Annotated in this window: 10 protein-coding genes; 4 read left to right on the forward strand and 6 right to left on the reverse strand. The window is 43.2% G+C overall.

What is annotated here, in order from left to right; genetic code table 11:
- Nucleotides 1-98 precede the first annotated feature (98 nt).
- Entirely contained in the window at nt 99-1550 is a 1452-nt protein-coding gene (locus tag L4D76_RS09775; protein ID WP_428440718.1) for a sulfatase, read from the reverse strand.
- A 504-nt stretch (nt 1551-2054) separates the two neighbouring features.
- Between L4D76_RS09775 and L4D76_RS09780 the strand changes: the two genes are divergently transcribed.
- The gene (locus tag L4D76_RS09780; RefSeq protein ID WP_428440719.1) at nt 2055-5309 is read left to right on the forward strand and encodes a hypothetical protein; all 3255 of its coding nucleotides are present in this window, start codon (nt 2055-2057) and stop codon (nt 5307-5309) included.
- A 164-nt stretch (nt 5310-5473) separates the two neighbouring features.
- On the opposite strand, the gene L4D76_RS09785 is transcribed toward L4D76_RS09780, so the two are convergent.
- A complete protein-coding gene (locus L4D76_RS09785) occupies nt 5474-6328 on the reverse strand; it encodes an alpha/beta hydrolase (RefSeq protein WP_428440720.1) in 855 nt (284 codons plus the stop codon).
- A 984-nt stretch (nt 6329-7312) separates the two neighbouring features.
- Here L4D76_RS09785 and L4D76_RS09790 point away from each other — a divergent pair.
- From L4D76_RS09790 to L4D76_RS09800, 3 genes are all read left to right on the forward strand, one after another.
- The gene (locus L4D76_RS09790) at nt 7313-7453 is read left to right on the forward strand and encodes a hypothetical protein (protein WP_428440721.1); all 141 of its coding nucleotides are present in this window, start codon (nt 7313-7315) and stop codon (nt 7451-7453) included.
- Between the two features lie 74 nt (nt 7454-7527).
- The gene (locus L4D76_RS09795) at nt 7528-8835 is read left to right on the forward strand and encodes a putative glycoside hydrolase (protein ID WP_428440722.1); all 1308 of its coding nucleotides are present in this window, start codon (nt 7528-7530) and stop codon (nt 8833-8835) included.
- Nucleotides 8836-9179: 344 nt separating this feature from the next.
- On the forward strand, nt 9180-10406 hold the full coding sequence (locus tag L4D76_RS09800) for a serine hydrolase domain-containing protein (RefSeq protein ID WP_428440723.1): 1227 nt from the start codon (nt 9180-9182) through the stop codon (nt 10404-10406).
- Between the two features lie 267 nt (nt 10407-10673).
- On the opposite strand, the gene L4D76_RS09805 is transcribed toward L4D76_RS09800, so the two are convergent.
- From L4D76_RS09805 to L4D76_RS09820, 4 genes are all read right to left on the reverse strand, one after another.
- Nucleotides 10674-11003 carry a hypothetical protein gene (locus L4D76_RS09805; RefSeq protein ID WP_428440724.1) on the reverse strand — a complete coding sequence of 110 codons (330 nt, stop codon included), beginning with the start codon at nt 11001-11003 and terminating at the stop codon, nt 10674-10676.
- A gap of 106 nt (nt 11004-11109) precedes the next feature.
- Complete coding sequence (locus L4D76_RS09810) at nt 11110-11664, reverse strand: hypothetical protein (RefSeq protein WP_428440725.1); 555 nt, start codon at nt 11662-11664, stop codon at nt 11110-11112.
- A 232-nt stretch (nt 11665-11896) separates the two neighbouring features.
- On the reverse strand, nt 11897-13489 hold the full coding sequence (locus L4D76_RS09815; protein WP_428440726.1) for a sulfatase family protein: 1593 nt from the start codon (nt 13487-13489) through the stop codon (nt 11897-11899).
- 59 nt (nt 13490-13548) lie between these two features.
- Nucleotides 13549-15723, reverse strand: a complete 2175-nt coding sequence (locus tag L4D76_RS09820) for a glycoside hydrolase family 3 N-terminal domain-containing protein (RefSeq protein ID WP_428440727.1) — start codon at nt 15721-15723, stop codon at nt 13549-13551.
- Nucleotides 15724-15748 lie beyond the last annotated feature (25 nt).

Genomic DNA, 15748 nt, shown 5'->3' on the forward strand with positions numbered 1-15748 from the left:
AGCGTGAATATGAATGCTTGAATAAGAATTAACAGTGGAATGGTGTGAAGAATAAGTGCCAGGGGGTTCATTCCCTGGCACTTATTCAATTTATTAAATTAGTTTCTACCACGCCAGTCATTGCTGTATGGGAAGAGGTTCTTATTCCATCCCCACTTAGGCTCTTCGTTCTGAGAACTCCATTCATTAAACGCATTCTTTAGTCGTTCAACTTGTTCTGGGTATTTGCTTGCCAGGTTTTGGGATTCGCCAATATCTTCACTGATCTTAAATAGCTGATACTCTTTTTCTTTTTTCGTAATGTCAGGCATGACCAGTTTCCAATCATTGTCGCGGACTGCAGCTTGGCGTGGCATATGCCAGAATAAGTAGCGGTCTTCTAATTTCTCTACTTTACCAGTCAGAAGCGGCATCAGGTCAACACCGTCCAGGTTCCAGCTAGCTTCAACATCAGCACCTACGGCTGACATTACGGTTGGCAGGATATCAAGTGAGATAATCGGATCGTTGATCTGCTGTCCGGCAGGAATTTTACCTTTCCAAGTAATCGTGAACGGAATACGGATGCCGCCGTCCCATACGGTTACTTTCTCGTCACGCAGAGGGTAGTTATAAGATTCATTTCCATGATTGCCTTTGAACTTGCCGCCATTGTCAGACAGGAAGATAATCATGGTATCTTCCATCAGCTTGTTCTCTTCCAGCTTGGCAATAATACGACCAATGTTATGGTCCATATTGTAGTTCATAGCGACAGAAAGACGGCGTTTTTCGTTTTTAATATGATCGAAGCGAGCCAGATCTTCTTCTACTGCTTGTAAAGGACCATGGATGGCATTGAAAGGTACATAAAGGAAGAAAGGTTCGTTTTTATTTCTTTCGATGAAATTAACGGCTTCGGAGCCAAACCTATCGGTCAAGTACTCATCAAATGGTTCAACCAGTTCATCGTTGCGATAAATAGATGAAAAAGGTGTGTTCTTGGCGTTTCTGGTATTCCTAGCGCCTACGAAGTAGTCGGCTGCACCATTATTAAAACCAAAGAATTCGTCAAAACCGCGGTTATGAGGCCAAAATTTCTTTGGATCACCATCGTGCCACTTACCTATTAAAGCAGTCTTGTAGCCCGCATCTTGAAAGCGATGACCAATCGTTGGGATATCAACAGGAACGCCTTGTTCAATACCTTCCTCCCGGATAAAAGGACCAACATTGTCATGAGCACCAAAGCGTTGCTGATAACGACCAGTATTCATCCCTGCTCGTGACGGGCCACATACAGGTGCTGTCACATAGCCTGCAGAGAAAATAGCACCATCTTCGGCCAGGCGATCCAGGTTAGGCGTTCTGACATCTTTACTGATGTTCTGAAAACCAGCATCTGAATAACCCATGTCATCAGCAAAAATTAGTACAACATTGGGTTGGCGCTGTTCGTTGGGGGAAGTGGATTGAGCTGACTTCGCTAGAGCTGGCTGCATGCCAGCTACAGTAACAGCAACCGAACATGCAGCTGCAAGCACACTGGTTTTAAAAGATGGTAACTTCATTCGTTTCCTCTGTGTGTTGTGTTTTGAGTAAAGCATCAAATTCAGTGAAAAAATCAGTAATGGTTGGAGCGAATGGCAGACATTTTTACCTGATTTCGATATAGAACAAGCCGTATATGTATAAACGTTTCACTTTATGTGATTATTAACGCTAAATATGATTCTTGTAATGAATTTTCTGCCTGATATCGGCTTAAAACAATAGATTATCAGTAAATAATGATGCTGATATTGAATTTTGTGACTTGAGTCAAGCTGGTGGAGATTTTGTCCTACACCAATTATTCCATGTCTATTTGACACTTTTTTATGGTTGTTTTTTACTTTATCCCATGATTATAATAATATCAATAGAAACGTTTCGGCGATGTCTCCCATTCACAATCCTAAGCAGGAAAAACGAATGAAACCACTGATGGTCAAGCTAAAACATGATGCACCCAAAGAGCAGTTCCAACGCCTTACCCTACAAGAATGCCTTTATAATGAAAGGAATCATGAACAATGAGATTAAAGCATATATCTACACTTATACTCTCAGTGTTGATCGCTGGCTGTAACGGTTCTTCCGCGACACCGGCTAATAGCTCCAATCCCACTTTGCCAAAACAGCCAGCCGCTGAAAAAGAATTTCCTGCTGAACCCAATGTTAATTCATGGAGTAATGGCAGTGAATCTGACTTGGTGGCGGCAGCTCGGTACGCGGGTTTATATGCGGTAGCTGAGAGAACGTCAGATAGTATTGAGCTGTTTGATGTTCACCAGAATAAAATAGCAAAAATTACCGTCGATGATCTGCTAGCAGTGTTGCCTGCCGGCTCAAATATTGGCGGTGATGCTTTAGGACCGGTAGGGCTCGCTTTTTCTGCTTCCGGTCGCCTGCTTTACATTAATGTTGCCAGAGAAAAAAAAGGATCAATATTAAAATTTAATACCAATACAAAGGCGCTGACCTCTTTTGTTGACTATCTTGATCTCGCGACCCACCCGGAGACTGGTAACCTGGGCTTAGTCCATAATGAAGGTGAATTATGGGTAGGCACCGGAAATGGTCAAATCCTGCGCTATCAGGCAGAGCGAAATGATGAAGTCGGCAAGATGCTGTCCAGCTACGATCTGGATGGAAAGAGTGTTAGGGATATAACCATCGATAGTGCTGATGACAAAGGTTACATTAGTACCTCGCAAAGCCTTTACCGACTGAACACTACCTCCTCATCCATAGAACATCTTATCGATATTGAAGGCCTGAAAGGTTCATCTTTCGGTCGTACCTATGGGGCAGAGGATCAGGGCGGACTCTATCTTCTGTCAGAAGATACACCGACTGACGACCGATTGCTTTTTATTCCGACTGAACAGCTTCGTCAACATGACAGTGTTACGCCTCAGCTATATACAAAGATAGATATAACTTCCGATATTGCGGCAACCGCGGATGGACGTATGCTTCTTGCTGGTGATAACAGCGGGGTCATGAATGATAACTCGGATCAACGGCTCAGTTACGACGAGTGGCTAAGAGACGAATACGAACAGTACATGACTTACTTCCGGACTTTACTCTGGCCTGACGGGCATAGAGAAGGCTGGGTGGTTGGCTCTGATGCAAATCCCGATAAAAAGCGATACAAGACTGTGAGCACCGGCGGAGCAGCCTGGACAATACTTGCTTTGATCACTGATGAGGTGATGTTTGAGCGCTCTGCTGAGCAGGAGATAGAGTTGATTTTGACTCGCCATGCCGGCTTGCACCCTGACGGAATTGTTCCGGAAATCACGGTTGATGGCTTATTTTTTACCAGTTATGAATCAGATACCGGTAAAGGGATCGCGACTGCAGCGAGCGGTAGAAAAGATACAGCCTCTATCTATACCACGGCAAAAATGGTCCATGCCGCTATTCGGGCCAAAGAGCAGTATCCCGACAATGAAAAGATCATAGCCGCTGCAGATAAAATCATAGGTCAGCAAAAAAACTATGCCGACTATTTACGCAGTTATGCGCAAGTTGAACAGCGAGCGACGATATATGGGCCTTTAGGACGTGACACACTGAACACCGCCAAGCCATACCAAGAGGCATACCTCTTTGCCGAACTTGCGCCTATTTTTGACCCGATGGCATATTGGGCTTACGAGGACTGGTGGAAACATCGGGAAAACCATCGCTATTTAAGGACCTGGCTTGATACGGAACCCGTGATAAAATTTAATCAATCCTCTTTTGTTGAGCTGTATGGGCATACCCTGTTCAAGGATCGCCGTCAAAGCGAGGGTTGGAGAGAGAATTTTAATAATTTTTATTCCCACCAGGCAGCGTGGACCGACGATAATAATCCGGATTACCTAACAGCATTTTCCGCTGGCCCGACTGAAAGCGACGGTTATAACGCCGATAATATAAATGACCATCCGGGAACCATTACTCACTTCCCGGCTGTACTTGGCTTTGGTATGTACGGTGACAGTGCACCACTTGTTGGTGGCTATATGGCCTACCGGGACGGCCGCCGCCAGAGACTGCAAGGAACACCTGATGTCCCTGGCCCAGATGGTACACCTGGTGCAAATATGCTGACGCGTTATTCTAATGATAACCCTTTATGGCAGATGCAAAGAATAGGTATCCCTGACTCAGTGTTTGCTCTGTTTGGTCTGGCAGAGCACTTAACAGACAGCCTGGGCAATAAAGGGATTATTGATCGTAAGATTGCCAGGGACAGTACCCCTGATGATGTTCCGGCAAAACCTGGCTATGGCTTTGGTCCTTTTGACTTTGAATCAGACGGTGAGCTCGTCACTATTCCCAATGCAAGCTTCGATAATTCTTTGGAAGACTGGGAAAAAGTTCAGAGTGGTTTTGAGTTCTATGCGGTGACAGCTGATAAATCCATTGATGGACACAGTGCAGAAATTCGGAGTACCAAAAACACGTTATCCGACTTTGGTACGCTGCGTCAGACGCTGGACCTTTCTCATTTACCCACACCAACCCCACTCGTGTTGCGCGCAGAAGGAAAAATCCTGATGGCGTCTGCTGATGATAAGGCTTATCTTAAAATTCAGTGGGACAGCGATAATGATCCAAACAATGAAAACGTGTTTGTACCAGAACGTAGCAATATGATGAATAATGAGCACAGTGAGGTGGATTTTGAGCTCATTACCCGAAAACCTGTTGGTGCCAATTATATCCATGTCAGTTTTGAGGTAGAGCGAAATCTAAATGTAGCCCCTAAATATATGCGTTATGTTTTCGACAACCTGACTGTGCGTAGAATGGCGATTGAGCTAGACGATGCGGGTAGTGGTAACTGGATGCCGACAGACGGTAGCCAGGTCAGTGTCAATATTTCTGGTTCGGATATTAACTTTACCATGCCCATAGGGACGCCTGGAAAGGACTATGCCGAGGTTTATCGCGATTATATTCTCGATCAGAATGACCCATTGAGTACACGTTATATTGTGACAGCCGATGCAACAACCTCTCATAAAGATGGATCTGAATTGACCGTCTATACCCAGATGTTCAGTGGTAATACTAAAGTCAGGGAAGAAGGGGGAGATGCGATCAGCTATAGCGTGACCGACCGTGAAATACATTATTCTGGCCGGCGTCTGGCTGAAGATGAAGGTATCGACAGGCTGCGGGTTATCTTCCGTTTTGCGCGTCCGGACAACAGTAGTGCAAACAAAGATCAGATAGCCACGGTTCGCAATATTTCTGTGATTAAACAAGACCCGGATTTGTAGCCGAGTAATACCAATTGGTATGAAAGACTCTAGTTTGGTAAAAAGCCCAGTTTCTATAAAAACTGGGCTTTTTTATGGTACTGAAAATAAAAAACTGAAACTCGAAAGGATCATCGGCAGGAAACGTCACTGCTGGTCAGACACGCTCGCAGCAATGGTTATAGCTACCCCTTAATTGCAAATGCACCCTGCTTGCGCAGTGCGTCATTCATGAACTGCATTTGATATGCAATCGCATTATTCCAGTAATCCCAGTTATGTTGCCCTTGACGTTCGGTGTAATCGTGCTTGATGTTCAATTGGAGCATTGTATTGTGGAGTTCTCGGTTAACATCTAAGAAAAAATCACCAACTCCGACTTCAAAGGAAATTGGAACGCGTGTATCGACTTTACCATCCATTTCGTATTCTTTAATTTTATGAAGATTATTTATGATCGCGTTTTGATGCCAAACTGTTTTATTCTCGTCGTACTTGCCGAGAACCTCCGAAATACCCCAGTTGTTAGGAAACGGTGTAAAGTCAACACCGCCAGAAATTGCGCCTATAGCTCCGAACGTATCAAGGTGATTAAAACCGATACTCATTGCACCAAATCCGCCCATGGATAAGCCGGTAATACCACGACCATCAACACGGTTGATAGTGTTGTAATTTGTATCAATGTAGTTAACGACATCTTTTGAAATATAAGTTGCGTAGTCAGAATTACTTTTGAGTTTTGAGTCTACATACCAGGAATCGCGGTTTCCATCGGGCATAACAATGATTATGTTATGGTGGTCAGCGAGGCTTTCAACGCCTGTCAGGTTGGTCCAGTCTCGATAATTACCACCGTGGCCGTGTAGTAAATAGACTACAGGGTAGCTTGTGGCTTCATTGTAAGAGCTCGGTAATACCACTGCTGCTTTGTTCTTAATGCCCGTTATAGGCGCATCAACCGTAACAGTTTCCATGGTGTAAGCAGAAGCTCCGAACGTTGTAAGTAAAGAGGCGGTTAGTAAAGTTTTACGTAACATGGCGTGTCCTTACACTATTTTCTATATGTGTGTGGGTTTGGGGTGAATTGCACTCAATATAAACGTTTCGATTTTGGTGTGCAACATCATTCCACCATTTGGATATAGCTTAGAGTTAAGATATAATCCTATTATATCAATGTGTTAGTTATTTTTAGGATGCGGTGGAAATCTCATTGAGTTGAGCTTGGTCACATTTACGACATGTTATCTGACATAACACATAGTTTATTAAGAAAAAGCAGCCCAAGCTTCCGTTCTATGGGGCAGAAACCAGAATGTATTGCAGCGGTGATATAGCGCTTGCTTAGATTTTTATGGCTGTTTTCAGCATGAACAGTTCCAGTCGGTGAATACTTACATTCTTGGGCTTACCGTTAGACTTCGCTAAGTCAGTACGCAGGCAACGCTAATGAAATAACCGTTATTCTTGAGTTGCTTGAATTGATGAACTATCGGAGTTCTGCCTCAGATAAAGATGGCACGTAAATAACTATTACCTGTTTATTATTAATAATCTTTTATTATGGTCGTCATATCTTATCTTATTGTTTTTAAAGTGTTTATCGGTTGCGCTTTCTAAGCGTGGTATGAGTTTTTAACTTAACAGGAAAGCCGTAATTGAAAGGGAAATATAATAAAAGTTTCAAATAATTGAAGTGAAACACCAAATTTACTTTTCCTTATTTTGGTTGTTTTTAAGTGGCAGTATGTGACGAAGCCATAAATAAAGTGCGGCCAGTTTACTGACGGTGACCATTTACTAACATCAAATGCATGAGCACATTCTGCTATGTTAATGTGGTTCTCCTCACTGATAGTAAGGGGGATTAAACGATTGAAATCACATATTCTATTAAAACATGATCATGCCGAGCACTTCCTTCATGCTTTGCATTGAACAAAGCAAATAACTACTGTATGTTTCAATTCTGTACACGAAACGTTTATATTGAAAGTTGGTTAGACAAAGGAACAGTCATTATGAGAAAATTTATTATTGTTTTTTCTGCTACTTCTGCTGTCCTGTTCACTTTACTGATTTCCTTTGCTCAGGCCGAACCTGATTCAACAGCTTTGCTACGAATCGACCTTGAAACAAGATTCGAGACAACTAACGTATAATGCGACACGAGCAATCATATAGGCAGAATCTTTCTATCGAGAACTCAGTTATGAAAAAAAACATGAAACATAATGTGAAAAAAATAGTACTTGCTACCTCTGCACTGATGGCTTTATCCGGCTGTCTTGATGACACTTTTGATTATGGCGGTAGTGGTAACAGTGGAACTACCCCTGGCCTTCCTGTAGGCGGTGAGGTCACTCAAATATATGGTGAAGGTTCAACTGGCGCCTTTGCAATGCAAGCCACTGATAAAGATGATGCCACCGCAGATGTTGACGGCCAAGAGAATTCAGCGCTTAGCAATATCCAAGTCATTGGTGATTACCAAAACCAAGGCGCTCTGAATGTTACAGTGACAGAGAGTGCTAAGGCATCAATTCAGCTTTTCAGCAATTCTGGTATTGACCTTGCTGCACCAAATAGTGATGGTGCCGGTACATTAATTTTTGATGTTAAGGTTAACGAACATACTAAAATCTCCGCAGATACCAGCAAAGTAAATCCTATTACTGTAACCTTACTCTCTGATGGTTCTCCCGAAGCATCTGTTGACATCACAAGCTCAATTAATGCATTCCTTGGTTCTCCAACTCAGTCTGTAAGACTTCCACTGAACTGTTTCTCAGACCAAGGCGTTGACTTTAGCAAGACCACTCAGCCATTTTCTATGAAAGTTAACTCTGATATTAATTTTGATATCAGCAATATCCGCTTTCAGGCCGAGTCTGGAGGGGACAAGCCGGGTTCCAACCTGGTCGTAGATTGTTACAAGCAGGAGAAGAAAGAAATTCTTACTGACGATATATCTACTGTTTTTGAATTTGATGGTGCCGCTAAAACAGGCTGGGCGAGATTTCAACCTACAACGGCTACTGGTTTAGACTTAGAACTTAGCGGTGTTCATTTCAAAGGCATTACTTCAGTTGCTACCGGCACAAAAAACTCTTTTCTGGGGCTTATACTGGATGAAGAGAAGTTGAAGGATCTCAGCCTGTACCTGGAGCACGGTAAACTGGAGTTTGACTTCTACGCAGACTCGAACAGTGCTACAGCCCATCCGACAGGAAACGTGATGGTTAAAATGGAAACGCCGAACAAACCTGATGCTGAAGGTCCAGCGCAAGGTGAATACGGTTACCCAACCTCACAACTTGTAGTTGCTCATAACTATAATAGCGATCCTTTGCAAGAGGTACGTAAAGTATCACTTCCACTGAAACAGTTCTTCACCAATACAGACGGTAATATTGACATCAACGCTCTGAAGTATGTCAAGAAAGTCGTCATCTTCCCAGAGCTAGTCGACAAAGCAGAGAATTACAATCCGGGTGGTATGACTTACTATGTGGCTGATGTAAAACTGGTTATGAATCCATAACAAATAGTAACTTTTACCTACTCTGACAGTTGCCGATATCTTTGGCGCAACTGTCAGATTAAAAACAACCTACCCTATTGGTTGTCTTGGTTTCGCGGCAGAGAGTGTCGCGAAGCCAATTAATTGCCCCATCATGTTGTTCCACTATCTGTAAAAAGCATGTTCAATGAATGTACCCACTTACCTACCAGTGTATTGTCATGCATCTATTCTGATTTTTTTGAAACCCATAGTTTGCGAATTAGATGTGGTTCAATGCGAGCTTTTTCGTCTGTGCCTTCGGTGAGTCGCATTCCTAATGCATGCTTCTCTGTTGGAAGGTTTAAATAAAGGAATGTTAGAGAATGAAACCGCAGTTTATTACATTAGGTGCCGGAGTATTATCACTGTCGGTGCTGATAGGAAGCTTGCTTCAACCTGCTTACGCCAAGGAAAGTGACGGGACGGCTCCGGAAGTTACGACGCTAAATATCCCATCTAAGCTCCCTTTTGTCGACCGGACTCAGTTTGCCATTCGGGGCGAAATTAATTATACGGTTCCTCTAGCCATTAATGACGGTCTTGAGGTCGATGATGCCCGCAAGTATGGCGATCTTGATGAGATAATGACTTTCCTTAACGAGATTGAAGAAAAGAATCAAAAGTTCCGTATCGGGAAGGATGTCCAGTTCAAGAAAGGGAAGGGGAAGAAAAGGGTACTTGGCAATATCGACAGTGTATTGATAGCCAAAGACGGCAAGCTGGTCTTGGAAGAATACTTTGCCGATGCCCGCCAGGATAAACTGCACTACCAGATGTCGATCACCAAGAGCATCGTGGCACACTGTATCGGAAAGGCTGTCGAGCTTGGTAAAATCGGTAGCGAAAATGATCGCATTTTAGATTATCTTCCGGAAGTTGATCGCTCAAAGGTTGCGAGGGGCGTTGATTCACTGACTATCAAAGATCTGCTGACCATGAACTCGGGTATCCGTTTCAAGGCACCAAAGCAGAAAGAAACAATCACTAAAGACAATCATGCAGAACTGTATTTAGTTAATACCAAGCCGATCACTGCGAGTAAGGTTTACAAGTACGACGGCACAAATGTCGATCTACTGGTTCACATTCTTCACAATACTACCGGGATGACGCTTAAAGAGGCTGCAGCTAAATACCTCTTTGCACCAATGGACATTGATAACTATCGATTTGAGAAGTCGTCGTGCGGTCTGGATAAAGGGGCAGCCGGTATGGGGCTTACCTCTCGTGATATGCTCAAGATTGGGCTGATGACAATGAACTACGGTAATTACAACGGTACTCAAGTGTTGTCAAAAGACTGGATAGAGCGTGCCACAGCCGTTCATGTTAATGAGGATAAGCCGAGCAGTTACGGTTACCTGTGGTGGAGTAATGACGTAGAGGTGAATGGGAAGAACTACCGTGTTCGTTCTGCTCGTGGTGCTGGTGGCCAGTTTATCTTTATGGTACCGGAGCTTGATCTCAGCGCTGTATTTACCAGCTATTATGCAAATAACCATCCGATCCAGCATTTCGCAAATATCATTATTCCAGCATTCGTGAATTAGTACCCTTTCACATAAATTATGAAGAGTTGAAGTTCCTAAACATGTCATCCCGGAATCGAGGTACGAGATATCCGGGATCCACAGTCCACTGAACCAGCCGTGCATGATGGATCCCTGATAACCGCCAGATGAGTTTTGATAAAGCCTGCAAGTTCAGTGCTTGGCGGTTTCTGGGATGACGGACTTTGGCTGTTTCAATTAATCAGCCTCATTGTGTTTAGGTACTAATTAAAAAGGCAGAGGATATTCACCTCTGCCTTTTTGCTATTATAACCACTCATCATCAAGGTTAATAATTTTGCAGGGATATTTCTTTTCGTACTTTTCATTGCCACTTCTACATATAGTCAACGCATGCTCAATAGCATCTTCTTGCGAAAACCTCTGTATAGCCCATGCCGCTCTTCCTGTTTTAGAGCGCGCCCAAGCTTTATGATAATCACCATCTGCATAATTTACTATATAACTTTCCAATGCATTTTTTGAATGAAGATGTTTTTTTGCAAGGTCAATCTCTTCTTGGCTTATTGTTGGGGCAATTGTACAACCGGTTAAAGCAATAGCAGCAGCTACTGCTAATATCATCTTAAGTTTCATAATGACCCTGTATTAAGTTGAAAATTTAAAATAAAATATTTAAGTTTTGTTTTATAAATCTAACTCGCATTAAGCAATATATTCACACCTCAAACACAAATACATTTTAATGAGTCTGAGAACCTTGACTAGTCATATCTTTAGAATAGATATAAACACCGTCTTCGTTTTTTCTGAAATTAAGGAAGTTTTGATAGGGAAATAGTTTCTTTTTCAATATAACCACATATGCAAGTAACAAGAGGCTAATACTTACACCAATCCAAACACCTGTAGGATCTGTCTCAAGATCCTTGAGGGAGTCAATTATACCTTGAAAGAGGATAAACGAAAGAATCAAATAACCAGTGGCATATTTCTTGTGTATGCAGTATATAATGAACCCAGGGAATAGTATTCCAAAAATCAGTAAACCAGCAATGGCAATAGTGGGAAGATCAGAAACGAGGCCAATAGTTACAATTATACCAAATAGAGACATTACTGAGTAAAGAGCAATCAGAATGTTATTCGCTCTATTGTATTTTCCTGATAAATCTTTATCGGGGAAATTCGCGAGATATTTTGACACTTTCTTCTTGTCTAAACCAGTTCCAAGAGCATTTTTGAATACCTCTTTCTTTTCTAGGCCTTGTTTTACTTGTAATTTTACGATTTTCATTCTTCTTCCTTATCAAGATTATATTAGATAACTAATGTCTCTATCAGCATTACTGTTACTCCACTTGGATTTATATACTTGGAGTGCCTGATAGTATCGAGGTGCCACACTTAATTTGATTTTCCTCAAGTCGGATAACTCATTTCTGGCAATAACAAATTTAAATTAAGCAATATACATAACGCGCTCACTAGCGCAATTCTATTGCGCTAGTGAGCGTTGTTTTCAGTCGTTAATGTTCCGCAATAAGATAACTTTCAGGGTACAGCTCTTGTAATGTCGGAGCAGGGCTATAGTTAAGAGGTGCGCTAGCCCATTCTGCCATTGGCGGAACGTCGTATTGTTTCTCCAGCTTTTTGATTTCTTCTTTTAGTCTCTTAATTTCACCGGTATAGCGCGGATCATTGATTGCGTTATTCATCTCGGCTGGATCTTCCTGCAAATCGTAAAATTCCCATTCGTCGATCTGATAATAGAAGTGCATCAGTTTATAGCGCGTATCACGCACACCATAATGGCGACAGACATCATGCATCGCAGGGTACTCGTAAAAATGGTAGTAAAGTGAGGTACGCCAGTCCTCGGGACTATCGCCACTGAGTAAAGGAACCATAGATTCGCCCTGAATTTCTTCAGGAATGGTCACACCTGCATACTCCAGAAAAGTAGGGGCGTAATCGATGTTTTGAACCAGTTGGTTAACCACAGTACCTGGGGCAATTTGGGCCGGGTATTGTATGAGAAGCGGAGCCCGGAAAGACTCTTCATACATAAAACGCTTATCAAACCAGCCGTGTTCACCCATGTAAAAACCTTGATCAGAGGTATAGACAACAATGGTATTTTCCGCCATTCCATGCGCTTCGAGGTAATCTAATACTGCGCCTACTGACTCATCAACTGAAATAATCGTAGCCAGGTAATCCTGGAGATAACGTTGATACTTCCAAATAGCCATTTCTTCGTCTGTCCAATTGGCTTCATTGGCGTTCATCTCGTCATTACGGGCTTGGTAAGCCAAGTCCCACTCTTTGCGCTGTTCTGGTGTTAATCGAGCTAATAGGAATGGCCAAATGTCTTCACGCCATTCGGTTTCCCCAACACCGGTTGTCATTTTAAGATCATGTCCCTCTTGAGCATCACGATAGATTGTCATGGTTTGCAGCGACGCTGCCACGCGACCCTCGTAAGTATCAAAGTAGTTCTCAGGAATAGGGAAGGTGGTATCCTCAAAAGCACGCGTATGTTGCGGAGCTGGCATCCAATTACGGTGGGGAGCCTTATGATGCATTAACAAAGCAAAAGGATTATCGTTACCCTGTTGCTCATCAAGCCAGTTTAAGGTTTTTTGAGTAATAAGCTCTGTTGTGTAGCCCTCTTCGCGCTTGACTCCGTTCGCCGTAATAAAGTCAGGGTTGTAATATTCGCCCTGATCATTGAGTATTTCCCAGTGGTCAAAATCAATACCATCAGGCGTTAAATTGATATGCCACTTTCCAATGCAAGCTGTTGTGTAGCCATGATTTTTTAATAAACGAGGCCACACCACCTGATGTCCATCGAACAACTGGCCATTGTGATTAAAGCCATTCTTATGACCAAACTTACCCGTTAACATTGCGGCTCGGGACGGACCGCACAGTGAATTGGTAACGAAAGAGTTATCAAAGCGCGCGCCGTTGCGAGCGAGACGATCAATATTAGGCGTTGGTGCCAAATGAGCAATATCACTCTGATAAGCACTGATGGCTCTTAGTGCATGATCATCAGACATGATGTAAATGATGTTTGGACGCTTTTTGACGTTATTGTTTTGTTTAACCATGGCAATAAATCTCTTGAGCTTCAGATTTCAATGACGTTATTTGTTGAAAACAGGACTCATTAAGAGACCAAATCAAAAGTGCGTTTTAGCGTCGTGGTACAGTCACTACCCACATAAACTTCAATGGTTGAAGCTTGTTGGGCAAAACACTTATCTTCGCCATAGAAAGCAAGTTTCTCTGGTGTTAACGTCATCACAACGTCTTGGCTTTCACCTGGTTTCAAAGTGACACGTTTAAAATCTTTCAGTTCTTTTTGCGGACGGGTAGTGCTCGCGACCATTTGGCGAATAAAGCACTGTACTACTTCCGTTGCCACTCGCTGACCTTCGTTAGTTATTCGTACTTTCACCTGTTGAGTGCTACCTATCTCCAACTCAGCAGATGAAACCTCGAAATCATGGTAGCTAAACTGACTGTAAGTTAAACCAAAACCAAATGGATAAAGCGGGGTTTCACTCTGATCTTTGTAAGGGAGGTAATCTTGAAAATCACGCATCTTACCAAGCGGTTTGCGGGCGTAATAAATTGGGATCTGTCCTGTGGAACGTGGAACAGATATTGGCAGGCGGCCAGATGGTGAAACCTCACCAAATAGCAAGCGGGCAACGGCTCGGCCGGTTTCAGTTCCTGATTGCCAGGCATACAATAGTGCATCAGCGTAGAGTTCAGTAGCCATAGAGGGCACAGGTCGGCCGGTGCATTGGACAACAACAAGAGGTTTGCCGACTATGCCAATGGCTGAAATCAATTCTTCTTGTCCTGCTGGTAACGTTAGTTCTGCAATGTTGCGGGCTTCACCGGTTCTTCGGTGACTTTCGCCGGTACAGAGAATAACGACATCAGCTCGGCGAGCGCACTCGACCATCTCATCACTGAAAGATGCCTCTTCAGTGATTACATCAATATCAACCCCGGCTTTTTCTGCAATCGCATTTATCCCTTCAAAAATGCTGGTGACGTCTTGAGCCCGGCCATCTAAACACCACGACCCAAGGTGTTGACGTTTCGTATGAGCATGAGGGCCAATAACAGCTATCGTCATCGCCTGTTTAGGCAGTGGTAGAACATTGTTCGTATTCTTTAGCAGTACCATACTCTGTTCAGCGAGCTTTAATGCTTCAGCGACATGAACTGGATGACGCAAAACAGCCTTATGCCTAGTCTCGTCTACGTATGGATGCTCGAATAAACCAGCACGAAATTTAGTACGTAAAACGCGCTGAACGGCTTGGTCAATTTGTTCGATACTAATGTTATTATTTTCTAATAGCTTTTGAAGGTGATTTTCATAAGCTTCATTGGTCATCGCCATATCTACACCGGCTTCCAGTGCTTTAGCTGCGGCACCATCGGCATCATTTACAACCCCAAAATACGCTAAATCTGAAATAGAACCCCAGTCGCTGACCACCATTCCATCGAAGCATTGATCGGTTTTCAGCCAACCTTGGATCAATTCTTTACTACCAGAAACGGGAGTTCCACCTAAGTCATTAAAACCTGACATGACAGTACACACACCAGCGTCAATAGCTGCTGTAAATGGCGGCAAATACACATTATGCAGCGTATTGTCTGATATCTCGGTGGTATCGTAGTCTCGTCCACCTTCTGAGGCACCATAACCCACAAAGTGTTTAGCACACGCTATTAGTGAGTCTTCATTGGAAGGGTCATCCCCCTGGAAGCCTTTTACGACTGCTTGAGCAAATTGGCTGGTTAAATACGGGTCTTCGCCACTGCTTTCGATAACACGTCCCCAGCGAGGGTCGCGAACAATGTCCAGCATGGGAGCAAAGGTCCAATGGATACCTAATGAAGCCGCTTCTTTAGCAATGCAGCGATAAGATTTTTCAACTTGCTCTGGGTTCCATGAAGCGGCTTGGGCTAGGGGGATCGGTAATACCGTTTGTTGACCATAAATTACATCTCGGGCAATTATGATTGGTATTCCTAAACGACTTTCTTCAACGGCAGCTTTTTGAATTTCATTCAGTTGCTTGGGATTAATAGATTCTCCCGGTGCATTTCCCGCCCACGCAGTATCGGCAAGGATTCTTGAGCCCCAACGACCTTGGCGCATGCCAACAAGATAACATTCACTTCTTGTGTCGTAGTCCAACATTGGTGTTTGACAAAGCTGACCAATTTTCTCTTCGATGGTCATACGGGATAACAAATCGGATACGCGTTCTTCAATGGACAACTGTTTGTTCTGATATGGAAGAGTCATAATCTTCTCCGGCAGTATAGAGCCC

The sequence above is a fragment of the Photobacterium sagamiensis genome, from assembly GCF_050337085.1.
GTDB classification, from domain to species: Bacteria; Pseudomonadota; Gammaproteobacteria; order Enterobacterales; family Vibrionaceae; genus Photobacterium; species Photobacterium sagamiensis.

Bases quoted from the DNA above. Each gene is read 5' to 3' on its own strand.
- L4D76_RS09775 (WP_428440718.1), bottom strand. From the start codon at position 1,550: ATGAAGTTACCATCTTTTAAAACCAGTGTGCTTGCAGCTGCATGTTCG.
- L4D76_RS09780 (WP_428440719.1), top strand. From the start codon at position 2,055: ATGAGATTAAAGCATATATCTACACTTATACTCTCAGTGTTGATCGCT.
- L4D76_RS09790 (WP_428440721.1), top strand. From the start codon at position 7,313: ATGAGAAAATTTATTATTGTTTTTTCTGCTACTTCTGCTGTCCTGTTC.
- L4D76_RS09820 (WP_428440727.1), bottom strand. From the start codon at position 15,723: ATGACTCTTCCATATCAGAACAAACAGTTGTCCATTGAAGAACGCGTA.
- L4D76_RS09805 (WP_428440724.1), bottom strand. From the start codon at position 11,003: ATGAAACTTAAGATGATATTAGCAGTAGCTGCTGCTATTGCTTTAACC.
- L4D76_RS09800 (WP_428440723.1), top strand. From the start codon at position 9,180: ATGAAACCGCAGTTTATTACATTAGGTGCCGGAGTATTATCACTGTCG.
- L4D76_RS09810 (WP_428440725.1), bottom strand. From the start codon at position 11,664: ATGAAAATCGTAAAATTACAAGTAAAACAAGGCCTAGAAAAGAAAGAG.
- L4D76_RS09815 (WP_428440726.1), bottom strand. From the start codon at position 13,489: ATGGTTAAACAAAACAATAACGTCAAAAAGCGTCCAAACATCATTTAC.
- L4D76_RS09785 (WP_428440720.1), bottom strand. From the start codon at position 6,328: ATGTTACGTAAAACTTTACTAACCGCCTCTTTACTTACAACGTTCGGA.